At 63.6% G+C, this 21,396-nt stretch carries 14 protein-coding genes; 5 read left to right on the top strand and 9 right to left on the bottom strand.

Annotation, left to right across the window (positions count from 1 at the left end):
* Positions 1 to 277 precede the first annotated feature (277 nt).
* The 9 genes from ABGB14_RS46790 to ABGB14_RS46750 all read right to left on the bottom strand — a co-directional run bounded on the left by ABGB14_RS46790 (position 278) and on the right by ABGB14_RS46750 (position 11,655).
* Positions 278 to 1,612 carry a DUF4407 domain-containing protein gene (locus ABGB14_RS46790; RefSeq protein ID WP_347650353.1) on the bottom strand — a complete coding sequence of 445 codons (1,335 nt, stop codon included), beginning with the start codon at positions 1,610 to 1,612 and terminating at the stop codon, positions 278 to 280.
* Positions 1,605 to 2,729: a hypothetical protein gene (locus ABGB14_RS46785; RefSeq protein ID WP_347650352.1), complete on the bottom strand. Its 1,125-nt coding sequence runs from the start codon at positions 2,727 to 2,729 to the stop codon at positions 1,605 to 1,607. The genes ABGB14_RS46790 and ABGB14_RS46785 overlap by 8 nt, the downstream gene beginning before the upstream one ends.
* Positions 2,726 to 4,762, bottom strand: a complete 2,037-nt coding sequence (locus ABGB14_RS46780) for a hypothetical protein (protein ID WP_347650351.1) — start codon at positions 4,760 to 4,762, stop codon at positions 2,726 to 2,728. The genes ABGB14_RS46785 and ABGB14_RS46780 overlap by 4 nt, the downstream gene beginning before the upstream one ends.
* On the bottom strand, positions 4,746 to 5,672 hold the full coding sequence (locus ABGB14_RS46775) for a hypothetical protein (RefSeq protein WP_347650350.1): 927 nt from the start codon (positions 5,670 to 5,672) through the stop codon (positions 4,746 to 4,748). Before ABGB14_RS46775 ends, ABGB14_RS46780 begins: the two co-directional genes overlap by 17 nt.
* A 105-nt stretch (positions 5,673 to 5,777) precedes the next feature.
* Entirely contained in the window at positions 5,778 to 6,446 is a 669-nt protein-coding gene (locus ABGB14_RS46770; RefSeq protein ID WP_347650349.1) for a Crp/Fnr family transcriptional regulator, read from the bottom strand.
* Between the two features lie 429 nt (positions 6,447 to 6,875).
* A complete protein-coding gene (locus ABGB14_RS46765; protein ID WP_347624452.1) occupies positions 6,876 to 7,325 on the bottom strand; it encodes a PASTA domain-containing protein in 450 nt (149 codons plus the stop codon).
* Positions 7,326 to 7,340: 15 nt separating this feature from the next.
* Positions 7,341 to 7,793, bottom strand: a complete 453-nt coding sequence (locus tag ABGB14_RS46760) for a hypothetical protein (RefSeq protein WP_347650348.1) — start codon at positions 7,791 to 7,793, stop codon at positions 7,341 to 7,343.
* Positions 7,794 to 7,857: 64 nt separating this feature from the next.
* Positions 7,858 to 8,613 (bottom strand): serine/threonine-protein kinase, encoded by a 756-nt coding sequence (locus ABGB14_RS46755; protein WP_347650347.1) that lies wholly within the window; start codon positions 8,611 to 8,613, stop codon positions 7,858 to 7,860.
* 483 nt (positions 8,614 to 9,096) lie between these two features.
* Entirely contained in the window at positions 9,097 to 11,655 is a 2,559-nt protein-coding gene (locus ABGB14_RS46750; protein ID WP_347650346.1) for a UvrD-helicase domain-containing protein, read from the bottom strand.
* Between the two features lie 325 nt (positions 11,656 to 11,980).
* Here ABGB14_RS46750 and ABGB14_RS46745 point away from each other — a divergent pair, with 325 nt between their 5' ends.
* From ABGB14_RS46745 to ABGB14_RS46725, 5 genes are all read left to right on the top strand, one after another.
* On the top strand, positions 11,981 to 14,425 hold the full coding sequence (locus ABGB14_RS46745) for a class I SAM-dependent DNA methyltransferase (protein WP_347650345.1): 2,445 nt from the start codon (positions 11,981 to 11,983) through the stop codon (positions 14,423 to 14,425).
* Positions 14,418 to 15,611 (top strand): restriction endonuclease subunit S, encoded by a 1,194-nt coding sequence (locus ABGB14_RS46740; RefSeq protein WP_347650344.1) that lies wholly within the window; start codon positions 14,418 to 14,420, stop codon positions 15,609 to 15,611. Before ABGB14_RS46745 ends, ABGB14_RS46740 begins: the two co-directional genes overlap by 8 nt.
* 89 nt (positions 15,612 to 15,700) lie before the next feature.
* Positions 15,701 to 18,856, top strand: coding sequence for an HsdR family type I site-specific deoxyribonuclease (locus ABGB14_RS46735; protein WP_347650343.1), 3,156 nt, complete (start codon positions 15,701 to 15,703; stop codon positions 18,854 to 18,856).
* 7 nt (positions 18,857 to 18,863) lie between these two features.
* The gene (locus ABGB14_RS46730; protein ID WP_347650342.1) at positions 18,864 to 19,580 is read left to right on the top strand and encodes a SprT family zinc-dependent metalloprotease; all 717 of its coding nucleotides are present in this window, start codon (positions 18,864 to 18,866) and stop codon (positions 19,578 to 19,580) included.
* Positions 19,580 to 21,388: an N-6 DNA methylase gene (locus ABGB14_RS46725; RefSeq protein WP_347650341.1), complete on the top strand. Its 1,809-nt coding sequence runs from the start codon at positions 19,580 to 19,582 to the stop codon at positions 21,386 to 21,388. Before ABGB14_RS46730 ends, ABGB14_RS46725 begins: the two co-directional genes overlap by 1 nt.
* Positions 21,389 to 21,396: the final 8 nt, after the last annotated feature.

The following is a 21,396-nucleotide window of genomic DNA, read 5'->3' as shown; positions in this document are numbered from 1 at the left end:
CGTTGAGAAGGCTGGCAACATGGTAATGGCAAGGTAACGGAGTGTCAGGGGCGTTCTCCCCAGTCGATCAACCTTCAAGTACTGCTGTTCTAGCGCGCACAGGTTGTGGTTCATAGATGCGCCGAAGCCAGAACTGATACCTCGGTGAGGACCGTCTGGCGACTGCGGTGCCGCCTCGGCGTTACACGCGACGATGTTCAACTGCTCGGAGATTTCCATCTGCAGTAGGACGAGAAGCGGATGTCGAGCGAGGCAGGTGCGCGGCGCTGGCTGGACGCTATCGTTGCGCAGGCATCGAGGCCATGAAGGCTCGGGCGAGGCGGTCGATCTCGTCGTCTCTCGATGCCTCATCGACACGCTGTTCACGGTCAATCCGACTGCGTTCGGCCTTCAGATGGCGCTCCTCTTCACGCAGCCTGTTCTCGTACGCGCCGGTCGTCTGCCGAGTGGTGAAGTTCAGTTCGGCCTCGTGACGGGCTGAGCCTGCGCGCAACTCCTTAGTGAGTAGGCGGTCGTACTCCGTCTTGCCGTTCAGCATCTTGGAGATGATCGGCATGCAATCGAGCAGGACGAAGATGATGCGCAGCAGCCAGTGGGCGAAGCTGACCATGCCACTCTGATCTGCGACCGTGCCCAAGGCCTCCCATCGGTCAAGCAGTCCGATATTGGTATATTCCTGTTCCTTGTCTTCAACGCGCTCGCTGATCTTCTTGCTGAGTGCCGCCGCGCGTTCCTTCTCCGCGCCGGCGCGATCTGCCGCGAGCGAGCCGAGCTCCGCCCGCAGCTTTCCCACCTCTTTTTGCTGCTGGGGGATGTCATGATTGGCGAGGAAGGTCGCAAGATCACTTTTTCGAGCTTTGCACTCGGGCCCGTCGCCGGGCACGCCTGTGGTCCGGTTGGGAACCTTGACGCCATAGCACTCCCGGTCGCGGCGGCTCACCAACTCAGCATGCTGTTCCATGTCCGCTGCCAGGCGATCCTCCGCGGCCTTGAGGATGCTCTGCCTCTGCGCCATGTTGCCTTCGACCGCGAGTGCCTGGTCGCCGCCGTTGAGAAGAAAGTTGGTGCAGTCGACGCCCGTGGGAGCCGGCCCTTGAAGAGGGTTGCACTGCTTGTACCGGCTCTCCGTCAGGCTGATCGCCTGGCCACGTTCCATCATGATCTGCCGATCGAGCCGCTCCTGAAAGATCTTCAGAGTTAGCGGTTCGGCGATGAAGACGCCGATGACGACGGCGAGAGCGAGCCGGACCAGGACATTGCCCCAGCGGGACCAGCCGTCGTTGTCACCGTGAAGACTGGTGATCAGAAATCTGTCGACATTGGCGATGATCAAACCCCACAGCACCGCCGCCGGCACCAGATAAAGCAGGGACGCTTGCGACAGCAGTGTCAGCGCGCCCAACATGGAGGCGCCCGCTATGAGTGCGGTGCTGACCACGAGTCCGCCGAGACTGGTGTAGCGGGAGCGTTCCTGCGGGACACTTGACAGGATTCTTTCGTCGACTCCCGTGAACCGGCGTAGGAACATTCCGAGGCTGAGCTTCCCCCGGCGGCGCCGGGGGTGCCGTGCGTGGAGCTCGGACGCCTTCAATCCGTGGAGAATGTCAACCACGGACGTCCTCCTCCGGGAAGAAGCCGTCGTCGGTGTCGCCTGCTGTTACCTCGGCGCGCGCCTCGTATGCGGGTCCTTCGAGATCCTGCGGCTCCGCATCCGGTTCGACTTCGTCGAAGGTGGCGAGCAGTTCCTTGCCGGTTGTCTCGTTGAACAGACCTTGGGCGATCGCCGCCCTTACGACCTCAGCCCGGGCCCGGGCCTGAGCGACCTGCAACTCGTAGTCGAACTGGACTTTGCGCTGAATAGCGCTGTATTCCCGGTCGCCCAGGGCGGCATAGCGTTCCGCGATCTGCTGATCACTCAGACCGCGAGTGGTGACGTACAGGCCGTCGGCAGCACCAGGACCGCTGCTGAGGAAATCCTTGAACTTCGTGGCTCCAGTGATCTGATGATCGCGGTCCAGAGCCGCCTCCTGCCTGGTGAAGTCGTTCGCGTTGTGGCCCTTGGCGTGCAGGAACTCCTGCTCATCGAGCTCGAAGTCACGGTCGAGCTTGCGTTTGACGTCGCGGAGGTCGTGCTCGCCTTGAATGTTGTGCAGGCTGGTCTCGTAGCGTCGCCGTCCCTGAGCGATCTCGTCGGGAGCGTACACGTTGAGGCCGGCGAACTCGGCTGCCATGCCGGGTAGCACACACGGCACCACGGTCGTGTAAGCCTTCACCTGAGCGTGCACGATCGTCCACAACTCGTGGACCTCATGCAGGCCCTTGCTACGGCCGAGCTCGAAGAGTTTCGGATAGCCCTGGATATAGGTGATCAGATGCTCGGTGACGTCGGTGAGGCCGGCGCGTACCACCTCGATCGGTTCATCGACCGTGCAGCGGAACTGAATTGCCACGGTGAAGTCATGGGCGCCGGAGGAGTTGATGGGCACCTGGATCGTGGCGGGATGATCTCTGGCCACGTCAACGACGCTTACGCTGACGGCGTGCAGAACGTGCGGCTCGTCGCCGCGCAGCCGCCGGTCGCCCAGCACGAACGTGCCGTCGTACTCGAACACCAGCCGCTGATGCGGAAGCTGGCGAGGAAGACTGGAGATCGGGCGTCGGGGCTTGCTCAAGAACCCCTGCTTGGCGACAGGGTCCAGGGGAATCTGGCTGATCACGGGGTAGCTCATGAACGCTTTCCGATGGTGTCGAGGGACAGAACAGCCGGGCTCAGGAAGACCCGGAGGAGTGACAGGAGAATTTCCAGCCGGTTCTCGTCGGTGTTGCGGGAGATGGCGTAACGCCGCAGATCTTGAGCCAGTAGAGGCCTTTCCTTCGCTGGGAGCGCCTCCACTAGCGCTGCGAACAGGGCACGAACGTGACTGCGGTCGTTCTCGTCGCGCTCATCGAAGGCGCAGACGGCGTCGTAAAGGGCGGCCAATGCATCCCTGCGGTGAGGGCGCTTGACCAGGACCGCCGACCAGAGCTTGGCGAGGGGGACAGCGGAAGCCGGGCGACTGCGCAGATGAGCGGTGACTGTGGGGATACCGACGCCGTCGGCACGGGCCGAGAGGATACTCAGGATCGCCCGAATCAGCGGGTCGACCGCACGGCCGATCCGTTTGTCATTGCTGATGTGCCGCGCCAGCCAGTCGAGCATCGGAAGAGCGTTGCCGGTGGCCTCGGTCAGCGCCGCGAACAGGCGGGCCAGCGCAATCTCAGCATGCCGCACAGGCTTCTCGCTGGTTCTGATCTGCAGCCAGAGCATCCGGACCGCTTCCAGCGGAAACCGGATGCCCAGCTCGCCGGACCAAGCAAGAGTGGCAGTGAATTTGGGCCGCATGGCTGACGCCCTCGTCCAAGAGCTGACGGTGCGCAGTACCTCCGAACGGGTCGTCTCGTCCAGGCACAACCACGAGACGGCCATTGCGGCGGTGGCCTGGCTGCGCATGACGCCGTTCCCACGGGCCCATGGGGTGAGAAAGGTGCTCTCGACGTACGAGTAGTCCGAGACCGAGGCCAGAATTGCCACGCCTCTGGCGACCTCGGCCTGTGCACTCGGGTTGTCGCGGAGAGCGGCACACTCATGTAGCCATTCGATGACCGGCTCCCACAACCGCATGCCATGTCGTTGGTACAGCTCCCGCATGACATGGGTTCGGTGATTTGCCACTTTGAACTCCAGCCTGCGCCCCGGTGACAGGCTGAAAAGCGAGCCCTCTGCCACTCGGAGCAGGCGTCGGCTCGGCATCGGATCATCCGCTGAGACGGCATCCGCCTTCTCCACGCCGATACCGGCGATGGACTCCAACCGGGCGAGGAGCGACTCGAAACTGGCCTCCGGGAGACCGGCGGTGAACGCCATGGCGGCCATCTCGAAGAGCTCCCCGCGCGTACGCGGGGCATCGAACCAGGCAACCACGTCACGCCGTCCGGCGGACTCCAGCCTGCCGAGCGCCTTGTCGAGTGGTGCCCCTGCGGCCAGGTCACGCGCCAATGCCACCACGTCGGCCATGGCATGTTCGGAGGTGATGTGGGCAGCCGCCTTCGAAGCGATCTCGGGTGCCACCTCATAGGCCAGCAGAACATCTTGGGCCGACGGCGGCTGCCAGGGGATCTGATCTCCTACGGGCAGCGAAGTAGCCGTCGCTGTGATCACCAGATATGCCCCGGCGTCGCGCACACGGCGCCTGACCTCCCGTACGTGAAAGTCGGCGATCCCCCCGTCGGCGTCGTCCTTGGGCCAGTCACACAGTAGGTAGCCGTGCGCCTTTCGGTATTCGCGGGCAGCCAGCTTCTCCAAGGTGTAGGCCGGGCTCAGTTCCACCACCACCTCGCGACGTCCTCCGACGAAGTCATGGAGAAGGTTGAGTGCCGCTGTCCGCCGGCCGGTGCCGGCGGTGCCGATGAGGGCAACCATGTTGCACCTGCGCAACTGCTGGGTGGCGGCCTCGTAGCTCTCGTGACGCGCATAGCGGGCGCGGGCCTCCTCCATCTCATGTCCGGATACGGGTCCTGACGTGCGACGGGACTTGGTGCGGGAGCCGGAGATGCCGAAGGAGGCCCCTCCGATATCGCCGTGGATGTGGTTGATGACGGTCTGGACCTGGGAGACCTGCGCGAAGCTCGCGTCCGCCACCTCGGCTTGGTCGGTCAGATCGATCGGCGTGGCTTCCTCGCCGATCAGGACGCCGTCGACGGGCGCGTCAGTTTCGGATGCCAAAGTTGATCTCCTCGCCGGAGATGGGGGCGGTGATCAGGTTGACGGTCATCTGCTCGGCGTTGAACTGCTGCGCGAACTGCTCCGCAGCGGGGTCGACGCGCACCAGCTTCTCCAGGGTCTCCAGCAGATCGTCGCGCGACTCCGGGTCGGCCGGTCGGCCCTGCCGAGACCGGTACTCTTTGATCTTCGCGATCAGTCTCCGGGCGCCGTCGAGTCCGGTCTCGGTGCCGTAGGCGCCGAGACGCTCGAGGGCGCCACCGGCGATCAAAGCCCACAAGGTGTCAGCGACAGCGGGCAGATTGTCCATGTCGAGGGTTCCTTTCTCATGCAGGTCTTCTGAGGGGATCCACATCCAAGCGATCTCGGTGCGTTCCTTGGTCGGCACCTCCAGCCGGGTGAAAGACTCCGGTCGGTATGAGGTGTGGAGCTGGCGAACAACGTCCTCGTAGAGCCGATCGGTGAGGATCAGCACCAGATCGGCACGGGGGTTCACCTTCAGGGCGGTACGGGCGGCCGTCGCGTCGAGCAGCCGGCAGGTGGTCACCACGACTTGTCCGACGAAGCCCATGGCGCCCCGCTTTACGACCCCGTGGCCGATGGAGATACGAATGCGCAGGCGGGCATCCTCCCGGCGCTCGCGGTTGTGGTCATGGAGGGCCTTGCGAAGGCGACGGACCAGGTCATCGATGACTCGGAGCTCTGGTTCCCCTTCGGGGAAGACGATGACCTCGCCGTCGCCGGCTTCCTGGCGGGTCCAGGTCTCGCGGCGCAGGCCGACCTCTCGTGCGCCACGGTCCATGATCTGGGCCAGGCCGAGCTGGATCGAGTCGTGCCGCAGGTCGTCGCCGCGGCCGTATCCCTCCGCATCGACCGCCATGATCAAGCGGCGGCTGAAATCAGAGTCAAGCATCACGTCACCTTGTGGTTGCGGGGAAGATCTATCAAGGCGATGGGAGAGGTCGCCGGGGGTAGATTCTGGCGAAGATCACATCGCCTCAAGACGTACCAGTACGTTTCAGCGGAAAGTCGCCAGACCGACTGGATCAACGACCAGCCTGCGGCGCTGGCTGGGATCGATCAGTTTGAGTTCCTTCAAACGTCGGACGGCTTTGAAGACAGCGTCTTTTCTCGCACCGACGAGATTGGCGATCTCCTCATGGGTAAGGTCGACTCCCAGCTCCCGCAGTCCGTCGGGCCTGTCGACTCCGTGTCGGTTGGAGAGCTCCACGAGCACGTTCGCGACCCTTACTGGCACGCTGAACTGAGCGAAGTCGGTTCTTCTCCGGTTGGCCCAGTCGAGCCGGTCGGCGATCATCCTGGCCAGCGCGTTCCATGCCGCCGGGTGGCGATCAAGGAAGTCGATGAACGCCTGCGCGCGGATGGCGTGGACCAACATCGGGCTGCACGTGGTCACCATGGCCGATCTTGGCTCTCTGCGCAGAGCTGCGAGTTCACCGACTACGTCGCCGCTGACACGGATGCCCAACATGGCCGCTCCACCGGATTCCAGGTAGGCCGTCACCTTCACGCATGCCGTGAGCGACCGACCTGGGACGGACCTCAGTAGATAGACCTCGGACCTGTCTCGATCTCCTTGGTATATGAGTGGTTCGCCGGCCTGCTTAGGAGACGACGGTGCGAGAGCCAGTAGCTCCGTTCGTTCTTCTGGGCTGAGCCTGTCCATAAGGGTGCCAATGGGCCACCTGGCAGGGATTTGATCATTTATCACGGGTTAAGCGCCTTGGGTCATCGATGTGAAGCTGTTAGAACTTACACCTCGGGATATCTGGCGGCCAGGTTCAAAAACCATCACAGCGCAGGTATAGGGCTTTTTGTCTGACTTGCCTCTTAAGGTGTCGTGAAATTTCCGGAGGAACAGAACATTGTTCCTGTGACTGGCTCGACTCGGTGATCAGTGTTGTGCCTACATGTCACTTATGTTCCAGATGGCACGTTGATTCGGTTCTGCGATATACGTACTTATCGGGTAACTGCTCCAGGTGCGCAGCTTCTTATGGGTATTGTGTCCAGCGCTGTGTGTGCGGCGAGCGCCTGGATCGAATGGCATGTCTGCGTTGCCTTCGTGCGGGCCTGCGCAAGGTGAGCGAGGCTGTCAGGACGCTTTCGTGCAGGTGAGCACGATGGTTGTGCCCACTGCAACCTCGCTGCCTGCCTTATGGGACTGCTTGGTCACCGTCCAGTTCTCCGGCAGGAGGACCATGGTCTCGTAGCGGTCCTGCGAGCCGAGTTTGATGTCCCTGAACTCGTTCCAGCCTCGGTCCACCAGCCACTGGCGGGCGATCGCGGCGTTCTGCCCCTTGAAGTCGGGCAGCTTCACCAGGCGGCTCTTCTCCTTCTCTGCGGGGGGAAGACCGGTGTCCTGCAACGCCTCCGCGGCGGCTGTTCGGGTGGGGGACGTGACGGTGGCCGGCGTGCTGCCGATACTTCCTACGGCGACGCCACCAACACAACCGGCACCCAGCGCGAGAACGGCGATCAAAGCGACCGCCGGGCCGGAAAACCCACGTCGCGCGGGAGGTGGCATGGGGGGCTGGTAGGTCATGGGGATTCCCTGGAGTCAGGCGGCAAGCGCCGCGTCAAGGTAAGTGATGTCGCGGACCGCGACGTAGAGGCGCCAGCTGAGCAGGCCGGTGCGGGACACCACCGTGACCCGCACGTCGTGCGCGTTCAGCCAGACGGCCAGGTCGGCGAAGTAGCCGTCGCCGGAACCGATGATCACTCGCTCGAACCGGAGGTCGATCCGGTCGTCGACGGCCATCTCGGCGAGCACGCTATCGGCGCCGTCCGGGCCGGAGCGGGTGAGGATCTGAGCGCCGTGGATCACGCGGCCCACCTCGGCCAGCGATCGCGGATTGACCCCAACGACGAACTGGTCCAGAGGGCCGACCGATACCTGTCGCAGGTAGTCCGACATGGTGTGCGCGATCTCGGTCGCGGTGGGCGACGGCGACGCCGCCAGGTTCTCGATGTCCAGTAAGTGGATGGCTCGTCCTGCTCGCAGAGTACGCATCACAGCTCCCTTGCACCTCTCGTGCAAGAAGAGTAGAGGCTGTGAACTGCGTATGCAAGTATTTCTATCGTGACAGCAGTAGGAGTAGTTGTGATGCCGATGGACGTTCATGCGGAGCCTTGCGCATGGCCTGGTGGACGAGCTCGCGAAGAGGCGGGGGAACCATGCGAAGGTCCGGGTCGGAGTTGATGATCTGGTTCTCGACGGCCCAGACGGACGGACCGTCGAAGGCCAGGCGGCCGGTCGCCGCGAAGTACATGGTTGAGCCCCAGCTGAAGATGTCCGAGGCCGGACTTGCCTGACGGCCTTCGACCTGCTCGGGCAACATGAAGGCCGGTGTGCCCTTGGCGCCCCCCGATATGGTCAGCCGTTCGACGGCACGTGCGATTCCGAAATCGATCACCCGCGGGCCGTCAGGAGCGAGCAGGACGTTGGCCGGCTTGAAGTCGCGATGGACGATGCCCGCCTGGTGGATCCCGTTGAGGGCAGCGGCCGTAGCGATGGCGAGCCGAACCAGGCTGTCAGGAGAACGCGGGCCCTCGCGACGGATGAGCTGATCGAGTGAGGGCCCCTGAACGTACTCGCTTACGATGTACGGCCTGCCGTCGTGGACGCCCACGTCGAACACCCGCGCGGTTGCGAACCCCGGCACCCGGCGGGCCGCGCTGGCTTCGGCGAGGAATCCGTCTCGCTCAGTGAAGGACACCCGTGCATGCAACAGCTTGACGGCGACCTGCTCGCCGTCCGGAGAGCGAGCCAGGTAGACCTCGCCCTGGCCCCTTGGCCGATCTTCGAGAGGAGCGCGTACGGCCCCACCCACGCCTGTGCCGGCCCGGATGACCGTCTTGGCGGCACCGGTCCTGACCGGGTTCTCGGAACGGCCGGCGCAGGCGGGATCTTCTGCGGCAGGACCCGCTTGGCCAGGACGAAGAGGTGCACCGCACCGCCGAGATAGGTGCCCATCCAGATCATCGACGTGAGGGTCCAGCGAGCATCCTCCTTCGGTACGTTCTCAAGGGCCCACGAGGCTGCGAACACCGCTCCCTCGACCGCGAGGTACGCCGCGGCGAAGATCCACAATGTTGTGTTGCGGAGGCGGTAAGCGGCATATCCAATCATGAATGGGATCGGTAACCCGCCGCAGCAGCAGACCGGTATCAGCGCCCAGGCCAGGCTCTGACGCAGGCTCCTCTGGAGGGCGGCCCTATCGGGCCCTACAGTCATGCCCCGCATGATATGTAGGTGTTCCGGCGCTAGCGCTTGCAGCGCGAGGAGTCGTCATCGCGGCCGGGAGGTTCCCCCGTCACTGCCCCAGAGCAGCGTTGACCGACGGGCCGGCCCAGCCCGTTTCGGTCTTCCAGATGACTGAGACATCGAAGAGCGTCTTGATGATCTCGAGCGCCCACAGGTCCTGCGGCTCCTTGGGCAGGACGAGGAACAGGCGGTCGATCTCCTTGTGTTTGCCGCTGGCCCATTCGGCTTCCAGGAGCCGAGGTGCCATGGCGCGGAGCTCGGCGTAGGTGTCGACGCTCTGCGCTGAGATCACGTAGAACCCGAGCCCGCGCTCGTCCTCACAGATGATGTCGGCGTATTCGGTATCCAGCAGGGGCTCGCGTTCGTTGCCGTACAACTCGGCCGCGAGCATGTGCTTGAGACGGGCGTGTGCCGGTTGCTTCCGGCTGGTAGCCGCCTGCTCCTTGAGGAAGGCTCGAAACTCATCCCCGTCGGCGAACCGCTCATCCCGGGACGAGGGGACAGCGTCAGTCTTCTTGATCTCGTTCACAGGCACCTTGACAGGCCCGCCTAGTTCGGCAGGCAGAGGGGACGAATGGAGCACCGTCAGGGACTGCGTGCACCGGGTCAGAGCGACATAAAGCTGCCGAAGCCCCGTCGAACTCTGTTCGGCGAACAGATGCGGTTCTACCACCACGACGTGGTCGAACTCCAGACCCTTCGCCATGTGCGCGGGCATGACGGCGATTCTCTGTCCCATCCCCGGCAACGCCGCCTCCTGGGAAGCGGCGATCCGCTGTGCGAGTTCGTCATGGACCTCGTCCTGCGCCGGAGTCAGGACCGCGACGGAACGCGCCTGGTCGCCGTCCTTGATGGCCAGCCGCTGGGCCCTCGTGACCGTCTCGGTGAGGATGCGCTGTCGGGAGACCGGGACGATCTCCAAAGTGCCCGGCGACGACGGTCGGACCGAGGTCGGGATCACCGTGGAGGGCGAAATCTTCGTTCCCAGCATCGCGGCGAAGGTCATGACGTCGGCCGGCACCCGGTAGCCGATGCCGAGTTCGGCGATGTGCCAGCCTTCGGTGCCGGCCATGATGTCGGCCAGGCGCTCCCAGACGTCGTACTGGCGGATCCCCGTGCTCTGCGCCAGGTCGCCGAGTACCGTCATCGAGCCGGACGGGCACCAGCGGGCCAGCGACTTGGCCTGCATGGGGGTCAGGTCCTGGGCTTCGTCGATGACCAGGTGGTGGTAGCGCCGTTCGTCATCCCCGGTCAGGAGCCATCGGAGCTCTCCCAGGCAGACGAGGTCCTCGGCCGACCACGGTTCGTCCGCGACTCGTTTCGCCTGGGGGCGGACAAGCGCGGCCTGCTCGTCGAGGGTGAGCACGCCGAAGGCCGCGGCCGCGAGGCCGTCCTTGTCGGCGAGCAGTTGCCGATAGATCTGCTCGGCGCTGGACGACGGCCAGACGCGGTTGATGAGCGTGGAAACGGCCGCGACCTTCTCCAGTTGGGTACGGAGCCGGGCGTCGGTCTGCTTGACCCGAGTCGCCTCGGTGTACTGGGTCAGCAGCCAGTCGATGACAGTGTCGATGAAGCGGCGGCGGCGCACCTGGTAAGAACCCCTAGCCGCACGAGCCGCCGAGGCCAGCCGGACGAGCTCGACTTTGTCGATCTCCAGCCGCGCACCACGGAAGTTGAAGCCCTCTTCGGCGGCGAGGTCTTCTCGAATAAGGTTCTCGACCGCGTTGTGCAGCACCCTGGCCATCCGGTCGTCCGACTTGACCAGGCGGGTGGCGACCGGATCGGCTCCCCGGACGTCACCTAGCCAGAGCTCGGTGATGTCCACGGTCGCCACACCGCGGCTGCCCATCCGGGGCAGGACGTCCCGAACGTACTGCAGAAACGCCTTGTGGGGGCCGACGACGAGCACCTGGTCGGGGGTGAAGTGCTCGTTGTCCAGCAACCAGGTGACGCGGTGCAGCCCGACCGCGGTCTTGCCGGTGCCCGGACCACCCTGGATGACGAGCACACCTTTTCGTTCGTCGGCGACCAGCTGGAGCTGGTGGCGCTGGATCGTTTCGACGATGTCACGCATGACGCCGTCGCGAGCTAGATCTAGGTCGGCGAGGAGGAACAGGTCGGGCTCGTCGTCGATGACCGGAGCCGGAACGGTTTCCCCTTTGGCGTTGATCACCTGGATCTCGGTGTCGCTGTAGTCGAGAACCTTAGGGCCGTCGCAGCGGAGCTGACGCTGTCGCCGTACATCCGCAGGATCTTCAGGTGTGGCCAGGCGCCAGGCGGTCGCCGCCTTGGACGTCCACTTCACCAACGCCAGCTCGCCCTGGCGGTCTCGTACGGTGGCGCGACCGATGTACCAGGTGAGCCTGTCATCGGGGTCGTCAAGGAGGTCGACCCGGGCGATCACGAGGGGATGGCGGCCGAGATCCTCACGTCGTCCGTACTCCTTCGGAAGATCCGGATGAGAGGACAATCCTGCGTCCGGACAATCCCCGAGGCTGCTCGAACGGAAGCTTTCGATGTCCTTTCGGCCCTGGACGATGCAGTCGTAGATGTGATCCACGGCTTGCTGTTCCTCAGCGATCACCGCATTCCGATCGACCGTGCTCATGTGACCTCCGGGGGAAGCGGTCGATGCCGGGCGTTGGGAGCGGTCCAACGACGGCATATCGAATCGATCTATCAGGTTTTGTGGCCTGTGTCACTAGGCGTGGCACTGGCAGCAGTCTGGACGTCTTTCGAGGAGCATAGCTGACTGTGATGCCAGTACACAGGTTAATTTGGGGGTGTTGACGCAAACGGTGAACGGCTTCTATCGTCTGGTCCACAAACACCGTCCGCACCTGAAGGTCGGACGAACTGCGCGGACACCCGGTCACTGGGAGACTGGCCCTGGCACCCCTCACGTGAACCGACCGACCCAGAGAGGCCACCACGTGGCGAAGTTGACGTTGCCGCAGCTTGAGCGGCACCTGTTCGGCGCGGCCGACATCCTCCGCGGCAAGATGGACGCCTCGGAGTTCAAGGAGTACATCTTCGGGATGCTGTTCCTGAAGCGGGCCTCCGACCAGTTCGATGTGGTCCGCAGCGAGGTCATCGAGAAGCGGATGGCTGAGGGCAAGAGCCGCGAGGAAGCCGAGCAGCTGGCTGAGGTGCGCGGCTTCTACCGCGGTGACAAGTTCTACGTGCCCCCAGAAGCCCGCTGGAGCCACATCAGGAACGAGTCGCGCAAGAAGAACGTCGGCGACATGCTCAACAAGGCGCTCGGCGCCCTGGAGGAAGAGAACGTCGCCGCCCTCGAAGGCGTCCTGGAGCACATCGACTTCACCCGCAAGGTCGGCCAGTCCACTATCCCCGACAAGCGCCTGCAGCAGCTCGTCGACCACTTCTCCCGCGTACGGCTCCGCAACGAGGACTTCGAGTTTCCCGATCTGCTCGGCGCGGCCTACGAATACCTGATCGCCCAGTTCGCCGACTCCGCCGGTAAGAAGGGCGGCGAGTTCTACACGCCGCGTGGTGTCGTCCGCATGATGGTGCGCCTGGTCAAGCCCAGGCCGGGCATGGCCGTCTACGACCCGTGCGCCGGCTCGGGCGGCATGCTCATCCACGCCAAGGAGTACATCGACGAGCACGGCCTCGACTCGCGCGACCTGACCCTGGCCGGCCAAGAGTACAACGGCGGCACCTGGGCGGTGTCGAAGATGAACATGATCCTCCATGGCGTCCTCAACGCCCAGCTGGAGAACGACGACACCCTCGCCGAGCCCCGGCACCTCAAGGGCGGCGAACTGATGCGTTTCGACCGGGTGCTCACCAATCCGCCCTTCTCCCTCAACTACTCCTCAGCCGACATGAAGCACAAGGAACGCTTCAAATACGGCTACGCCCCGGAGACCGGGAAGAAGGCGGACCTCATGTTCGCCCAGCACGTCCTCGCGGTGCTGACCCCCGACGGCATCGGGGCCACCGTCATGCCCCACGGCGTGCTGTTCCGTGGCGGCAAGGAGAAGGACATCCGCGAGGGCATCATCGAGGACGACCGCCTGGAGGCGGTCATCGGCCTGGCCCCCAACCTCTTCTACGGCACCGGCATCCCCGCCTGCATCCTCGTCCTGCGCGGCACCGACCCGCGACCGGCCGAGCGGCGCGGCAAGGTGCTCTTCATCAACGCCGATCGCGAGTTCACCGCCGGCCGCGCTCAGAACTACCTCGACCCACAGCACGCAGAAAAGATTGTTGCGGCGTACGAGGCGTATGAGGACATCCCCGGGTTCGCGCGGGTGGTCGACGTCGAAGAGCTCCGCGAAAATGACTTCAACCTCAACATCCGCCGCTACGTCGACAACACTCCGCCGCCCGAGCCGCAGGATGTACGCGCCCACCTGCACGGCGGCGTACCCAAGTCCGAGGTCGAGGCTAAGGCGGGGTTGTTCCGGGCGTTCGGCATCGACCCGGTGACGCTGTTCACCGAGCGCGACGCCGACTACTTCGACTTCCTCCCCGAGGGCTGGCAGGCCACCGCCGCCCGCCTCCCCACCCTCGCCGAACCTGCTGTGACCCGGTTGCGCGAGGCTTTCGACGAGTGGTGGAGCCGCCACAGCAAGCGCCTGGTCGAGCTGCCCAGCACGCGCAAGGTGATGGAGGTACGCGCCGAGCTGCTCGACTCCTTCGTGACCGAGTTGCTGCCCCTGGACATGCTCGACCGGTTCGAGCTGGCCGGCGTCGTGGCCGCCTGGTGGGGCGAGGCCCAATACGTCATCAAGACCCTCAGCCTGAACGGGTTCGAGGGCGTGGTGGAAGGCTGGCTCACCACCATCGAATCGGCCTTCGCACTGGACAAGGAAGACGTCGAGTACTGGGATAAGCAGAAGATTGCCTCCGAGAAACGCAAGGCCCGCGACCACCGCGTCGTCCCCGCACTGATCCCCGACTACCTGGCAGAACTCGAAGAGGCCGAGACCGCCTACGCCGAGCTGAACGCCCAGCTCAAGGCCGCCACCGCTAAGCCCTCTGAGGACGACGAGGAAGCCGATGAGCCCGCCGAAGATCAGCTCTCCGAGGTGGAGCTCAAAGCACTCAAGTCCCGCACGGCCGCCGCCAGGAAGAAGGTCGCCGCGCTGGAGGACCACTTCCTGCCCCGACTCCGCATGGCTGCCGGCGCCCTGGACGAATCCGGCCGCCGTGACCTCGTTCTCGCCGTGCTCCGGCTACAGGTCTCGTCCCGCCTCGATTCTCGAATGGTAGTGGCCCGTCTGCTGTTCGAGGATGCGTTCCGCATGTGGGCGGACAAGTATGCGGTGACTCTATGCGAACTCGAGGATCAGCGCGACGCTGCTGCTGCTCGGTTCAATGCTTACCTGAAGGAGTTGGGATATGCGTAAGGCTCTTCTTTCAGAGGTGGTTGACATTAATCCAGAGACACTCAGTCTAAGCGCATCGGGATCATTCCGCTTTCGCTACATTGATCTCTCTGCGGTAAGTCGCGGACAAATTTTCTGGAACAGCCTAGAAACTCATCTGCGGACTTCTGCTCCTTCACGGGCTCAGCGCCTTGTACGTCCGAATGACTGTCTACTGGGCACCGTGAGACCGCTGCAGCAGTCTCACGGCTATATAGAAGAAACTGGCGAAGCGCTCGTCGCATCCACGGGATTCGCAGTCCTCCGAGCTAAAGATGGCATCGCCCATCCACGATTCATTTACCATTGGATGCTAGGCTCTTCGGCCCTCCGCCAGACTGACGCTATGGCTGTCGGCTCGAATTATCCCGCAGTTAACGAGTCGGATGTAGCAAATCTTAGAATCGATCTACCTTCAATAGGCCAGCAGCGTCGAATCGCGGAGATCCTCGACACCGTAGATGCTTACATCGACGTGTCCAGTGACCTAGTTGCCAAACTCTTGAGTCTAAGAACAGACCTTCTGGAGCATCTCTTTAGCGAGAAAAGATGGCCTACTGTACGTCTAGGTGAAATCTGCAAAATCACCTCAGGGACAACACCATCGCGCGCTGAAGGTGAGAGGTATTTTGCGCCCAAAGGTATTCCGTGGGTGAAGACGCTCGACTTGAACGAGGGAACTATCGTCGATGCTGACGAGAAGGTTACATTTGAGGCTGTTCGTGACCTGAGACTGAGAATTCTGCCGCCCGGAACGGTGCTGGTCGCTATGTATGGAGGGTGGGAACAAATTGGCCGTACCGCATTGCTTGGCGTATCGGCCACAACTAATCAGGCCATATGTGCGCTAGAGGCAAGCGGCGAATTGCTGCCAGAGTTCCTCCTTCGAGCACTGCAGCAGAAGCGTAGACAATGGCGAAAAATAGCCGCAAGTACCCGGAAGGACCCGAACATCACCAAGCGCGATGTGCATACATTCCAGGTTCCGATGCCGCCAGTCCAAGATCAAGAACGGATTATCAGATCATATTCGTCTCATCTAGAGAGAATCACGAATGAGATCCAATCAAAGAATCGATTGGAGATTTTCAAGCGAGGCCTGATGGAGGACCTGCTGACGGGGCGGGTCCGGGTTCCACAGGCGGAAGCCGTACTGGAAGACCTCTGACCTCCGCCCAGGCAGTAGCAAGCTGTCCCGGTGATGCGGCGATTTATTGGGGATGACGTTCCTGGCGGATTTAGCGAGAGGGCTGGCCGATGACCGACTACGAATATCAACTCGTCGAGAAGCCGCTGATCGAACAGCTCAAGGGTATGGGCTGGGAGCATAGGGCGGGGGCCGAGCATGGAGCGGTTATACCGCTCAATCCGCGGATGTCGGAGCGGGATAACTTCGATGGGACGACCCTCGAAGACAAGCTGCGTGACGCCCTCGAGCGGATCAACGGCACCTGGCTGGACGAGCGCAAGGTGAGCCAGGCGGTCAACGCCATCACCCGGGTCCCCACGACGAACCTGCTGGAAGCCAACAAGCAGGTCACCGACCTGCTGATCAACGGAATCCCGATCGAAGATCCGGCGACCGGGAAATCCCGGACCGTGCATTACATCGACTGGAAGAACCGTCCGGGCAACAACGAGTTCACCGCGATCAACCAGTTCCGGGTGGACATCCCCGGCGCCGGCGGCCACAAGCAGATCGTCCCCGACATCGTGCTCTTCGTGAACGGCATCCCTCTGGTCGTCATCGAGTGCAAGAAGACCACCGAGAGCAATCTGGATAAGGCCGTGACCCAGCTTCGTCGCTACCGCGACAGCCGTACTGGGCTGTTCCGGCCGGTGCAGCTGACGGTCGCGACGAGCGGTGAGGACGCCAGGCTCGGCACTTTAACCGCCAAGCTCGAACACTACGTGCCATGGCGTGACCCGTACCCGATGACGAAGAAGCAGCTCGCCGACCGGCTGGGCAAGGCGGAAGAGCAGCTGAGCAAGCAGGAGATCCTGGTCGCCGGCGTGCTGGAGCCGGACAACCTGCTGAACATCGTGCACAACTTCGTCACGTTCATGACCACCGACGAGGGCGTCACCATCAAGGCCGCCCCTCGGTACCAGCAGTTCCGGGCGGTTGAGCGTGCGGTCGAGAGACTGTTGACGGGCGAGCCGGGGCATCGCGGTGGCATCATCTGGCACACCCAGGGGTCGGGCAAGAGCCTCACCATGACCTTCCTGGTACGGCGGCTGCGATCGCTGGACGGGTTGGCCCACTACAAGGTCGTGGTGGTCACCGACCGCACCCAGTTGCAGGACCAGCTCACCGAGACGATGGCGCTGAGCAACGAGAAGGTGGACGTCGCCAAGAACACGGCACGGGCCAGGACCCTGCTCGGTCGCAAGGGCCCCGGGCTGGTCTTCGTCATGATCCAGAAGAACCAGAGCGGTCAACCCACGGACCGCATGGAGCTGGGCGAGATCAACACCGACGAGTCGATCGTCGTGCTGATCGACGAGGTGCACCGCTCGCACACCGCCGCGCTGGGTGCCAACCTCCGCCAGGCCATGCCTTATGCTGCACGGATCGGCTTCACCGGCACCCCGATCATGAAGAAGCGCGGACAGCGGAAGACCAGCGTGGAGCTGTTCGGGCCGTTCATCGACACCTACCGCCTCCGGGAGGCCGAAGAGGACGGCGTGATAGTGCCGATCCTCTACGAGGGCATCAAGGTCAAGGGCGCGCTGCAGAACGGCCAGGACATGGACGAGCTCTTCGAGGAGGAGTTCGAGGAGCTGACCGACGAGGAACGCCTGCAGTTGCAGTCCCGCTGGGCGACCAAGGGCAATGTGTCGGCGGCGCGGAAGCTGGTAGACGTCAAGGCCAAGCACATGCTCCGGCACTACGTGGACAAGGTGCTGCCCGAAGGCTTCAAGGCGCAGGTGGTCGCACATGACCGGGAGACGACCGTACGGTACCGGGAAGCGCTCATGGAAGCCCGCGATGAGCTGGTCCGCGACATCGAGAAGCTCCCACAGCACCTGCTCACGCGGAACATCGAGGAGCTGAAGCCGCGACAGGCCCAGCTCGTGAAGGCCCACAAGCAGCTCGACCTGTTGAAGCGGATGGACTTCGTGCCGGTGATCTCCAAGGGAGACGCCGAACATGAGGACCGCTACGCCGAGTGGACCGACGAGGCCAAGCAGAAGACCCGGATCGAGGGCTTCACCCGGCCGTTCGGGGAGAATGACATCGCCTTCGTCATCGTGAAGTCGATGCTGCTCACGGGATTCGACGCGCCGATTGAGCAGGTGATGTACCTCGACCGGAAGCTGGAGATGCACGACCTGCTCCAGGCCGTGGCGCGGGTGAACCGTACTGCTGGGAACAAGCCCTTCGGGTACGTCGTGGACTACCGCGGCGTGGCCCAGAACCTGGTAGAGGCGCTGCGTATCTACGCCGACGAGGAATTCGAAACCGACGAGAGCCACGACGTCTCGGGCGCACTGCGCGACCTGAAGACGGAGATCGGGAAGCTGGAGCCGCGCCGGCAGCGGCTCCGGACGATGTTCCGCGACTACACCGACGTCGAAGGCTGCGTGCAGGAGCTGGCCGATCCGCAACTGCGTGACCGGTTCGGTGTCGAGCTGGCCCGCTTCTCCCGGACGGTCAACACGGTGCTGCCCGACCCGGCGGCCACGCCGTACCTGGCCGACGCCAAGCACTTCTCGGTCATCAGGTTCACAGCGAACCGGCGCTACCGCATCGACGGCGGCGAGTTCGATCCCGGCGCGTACGGCCAGAAGATCAAGCTGCTCATCGACGAGCACATCACCTCGCTCGGCATCGAGCAGCAGCTGCCGCCCATCGCGCTGACCGCGACGAACTTCGCTGAAAAGGTCGAGGCGATGACCGGCGGCTCACGGGCTAAGGCGTCGGAGATGGAGAACGCCATCCGGCATCACATCACCGTCAACGCCGGCCAGGACCCGGCCCGCTACCAGCGGCTGAGCGAGCGACTGGAACAGATCCTGACGGAGCTCAAGGATGACTGGGACGCCCAGCTGCTGGCGTTCAAAGATCTGTTGGCCGACGTGGTGGAGGACCGGCGGGACAACCCCCACGAGTTCAGCCCCGCCGAATTCGCTCTCTACGGCGTCCTGCTGCAGGAACTGGCCACCTCCGACGCGGACCTGGAAGACCGGCGGTTCGTTGAGGCCACCCGAAAGATCATCCGGCTGGCCGGTCGGACCATCCACCGGCACGGCTTCTGGGACAAGCGTCCCGACGTCGCCGACTTCCGTGACGAGATTTTCGAGATCCTCGTGACCGCTGACCTGGGCGATGTCCACCAGCTGGAGAAGGTGGCGGACAAGGCCCGGGACGCCGTCAAGAACAACCACGCGACGATCCCCAAAGCATGACCCTGGCATGCTGGTGACCGTGAGTGAAATACCGGGAGTCCTGCGAGTCGGCGACCTGGAGGTCGCCGTCTCGGTGAGCGATCGGCGCAGAAGCGTGCGTCTGACCGTCGAACGGGACGCCTCGATTACCGCGGTCGTCCCACGCCAGCTGTCCAAGTCCGAGCTGACCAAGGTGGTGGAGGCCAAGAGACCCTGGCTGTACGGCAAGCTCGCACAGAAGCGGGAGCTGGGTGACCCTCCACCTGCGAAAGAGTTTGTCACAGGCGAGGGATTCCGCTATCTGGGCCGCTCCTATCGCCTGCGACTGGTGGACGTGGGCGAGGTACGGCTCGTTCGGGGGCGTCTGGAACTGCCCAGAGGAGGCAGCGCCAAGGAACTTGTCGGTTGGTATCGCCGGGTTGGCCACCCCTGGCTGTCCAAACGAATACGCCCCTGGGCAACCCGGCTCGGTGTTGAGGTGAACGGACTGCGCGTCCGGCCGCTCGGTTACCGATGGGGATCGTGTTCGCGGGACGGGCAGGTCAACATCCACTGGGCCACCATGCAACTACCGCCCAGCCTGATCGACTACGTGCTCGTCCATGAGCTAGCACATATACAACGGCCCGATCATGGGAGTGAGTTCTGGGACGCCGTAGAACGGGCGCTGCCAGGACATGAGGATTATCGCGAGCGGCTCCGCCATGCCGGAAATGAGCTTTGGTTGCCGGAGGAGGGGCTTTGATGCAAGACGACGTCCTGGTCAACGCCGTTGACATCGCGCGGATGGCCGACGTCGGCCGGGCTGCGGTAAGTAATTGGCGCAAGCGGTTCGACGACTTTCCCCAACCTGTTGGTGGCACCGCCTCAAGTCCTGCCTTCTCGCTCAGCGAAGTGGAACAGTGGCTTCGCGACCACGGCCGATATGTCGAGGTGTCGCCACTGGAACGGCTCTGGCAGCGACTGCGAAGCAGCACGGACGATCTACGGCTAGGTGAGGTAGTGGCCGAGGTCGGCGCGGTTCTGTTGGGGGAGAGCGCCAAGCTTGACGACGCCCTGCTCAGAGAGGTTCAGGAGATCGGGCGAGCCGAGGGCCCTATCGCCGCGTTCGACGGGATCTGCGAGCGTTACGTTGATCTCCATTCCCGGCGCCTGCTGGCCACTCCACCAGCGGTGGCAAGGCTGATGACCGTCATCGGCGGCACGGAGGGGGGCACAGTACTCGATCCGGCCTGCGGAATTGGCACCCTATTGCTGGAAAGCCATAGCAGCCGGGTATCGGGCCAGGAGTTGAATGAGAACGCCGCAAGGTTGACCAGCGTCCGGCTACGCCTGCACGGCTATGAGGCGCAGGTCGCATCTGGCGACTCCCTGCGTGACGACGCCTTCGCCGGCGCTCAGTTCGACGCTGTGGTCTGTAACCCGCCGTTCAACGAACGCGGCTGGGGCTATGAAGAGCTGACCAGCGACCCACGTTGGGAGTTCGGCCTGCCGCCGCGCGGTGAGTCCGAACTCGCATGGGTGCAACATTGCCTGGCGCATGTAAGACCGGGCGGGCTCGTTGTGATCATGATGCCGAGTGTGGCTGCCAATCGCCGTCCTGGCCGTCGAATACGAGGAAATCTGCTTAGGGCCGGAACATTGCGAGCCATCATCAGCCTCTTTCCCGGTGCTGCTCCCGCCTCCAGCGGCTCCCCTGATCTGTGGGTGTTTCGCAAACCTGCCGAGGGAGAGGATCCGCCGTCGGACGTGTTGATGGTCGACGCGGGCGAGGACCTAACCATGGCCGAGGCGGCATGGCGGGCCTACTACGAGAACGCAGAGCTGCCGGAGAACAGCCGGGTGGTGCGGATCATCGACCTTCTCGACGAAGAGGTCGATCTGACGACGAGCCATCGAGTAGTTACGCAGGAACCCACCTCCGGGTACCTCGCGATGAGTGATCAGCTGTCATCAGTGGTGAAGCAACTCAGGCTTCCTCGGATCGCGGCAGAACCTCGCCGAGATCTTGCCATGACCAACCTCGGCGAGCTGGCCCGGGCAGGAGTCGTCACCATCATGCAAGGTCCGCTCAAACTCCCGAAAGACGGTGACCTTCCCGTACTCACGGCGAAGGACCTCCTGCTCAACCGAGAACCCACTGGCCGCACCCACGATGCTCCAGGACTTGTCCGTATTGAGGAGGGCGATGTGATCGCCTCCCTGCTCCTTTCCAGTGGCGCATTGCCCCGGGTGATGACCGAAGCAGGCGCCGTGCTCGGATCGCAGCTGCTACTTTTCCGAATGGATCCGGAGCGTCTCGACCCCTATTTTCTGGCTGGTTGTCTACGTGCCGAGGGCGCCACGGGGAGCCGTCATGGCTCGGCTGTCAGGAGAGACCCACGGCGGGCGTCACTTCTCAGGCTGTCGATCGAGGAACAACGCCGGTACGGAAAGTCGTTCGCTCAGCTTCTCGCGCTTGAGGACACGGCCAGAGCGTTGCGGGAGATCAGCGATAATCTTGTCCTTGCCGGGATTGACGGGCTTCTCGACGGGAGTCTGATCCCGGAGTGACCCCCGGG

The organism is Nonomuraea sp. B10E15 (assembly GCF_039871615.1).
GTDB lineage: Bacteria > Actinomycetota > Actinomycetes > Streptosporangiales > Streptosporangiaceae > Nonomuraea.
This window is presented reverse-complemented; position numbering and strand designations above follow the sequence as displayed.

Bases quoted from the DNA above. Each gene is read 5' to 3' on its own strand.
- ABGB14_RS46785 (WP_347650352.1), bottom strand. From the start codon at position 2,729: ATGAGCTACCCCGTGATCAGCCAGATTCCCCTGGACCCTGTCGCCAAG.
- ABGB14_RS46775 (WP_347650350.1), bottom strand. From the start codon at position 5,672: ATGCTTGACTCTGATTTCAGCCGCCGCTTGATCATGGCGGTCGATGCG.
- ABGB14_RS46770 (WP_347650349.1), bottom strand. From the start codon at position 6,446: ATGGACAGGCTCAGCCCAGAAGAACGAACGGAGCTACTGGCTCTCGCA.
- ABGB14_RS46765 (WP_347624452.1), bottom strand. From the start codon at position 7,325: ATGACCTACCAGCCCCCCATGCCACCTCCCGCGCGACGTGGGTTTTCC.
- ABGB14_RS46760 (WP_347650348.1), bottom strand. From the start codon at position 7,793: ATGCGTACTCTGCGAGCAGGACGAGCCATCCACTTACTGGACATCGAG.
- ABGB14_RS46750 (WP_347650346.1), bottom strand. From the start codon at position 11,655: ATGAGCACGGTCGATCGGAATGCGGTGATCGCTGAGGAACAGCAAGCC.
- ABGB14_RS46740 (WP_347650344.1), top strand. From the start codon at position 14,418: ATGCGTAAGGCTCTTCTTTCAGAGGTGGTTGACATTAATCCAGAGACA.
- ABGB14_RS46735 (WP_347650343.1), top strand. From the start codon at position 15,701: ATGACCGACTACGAATATCAACTCGTCGAGAAGCCGCTGATCGAACAG.
- ABGB14_RS46730 (WP_347650342.1), top strand. From the start codon at position 18,864: ATGCTGGTGACCGTGAGTGAAATACCGGGAGTCCTGCGAGTCGGCGAC.
- ABGB14_RS46725 (WP_347650341.1), top strand. From the start codon at position 19,580: ATGCAAGACGACGTCCTGGTCAACGCCGTTGACATCGCGCGGATGGCC.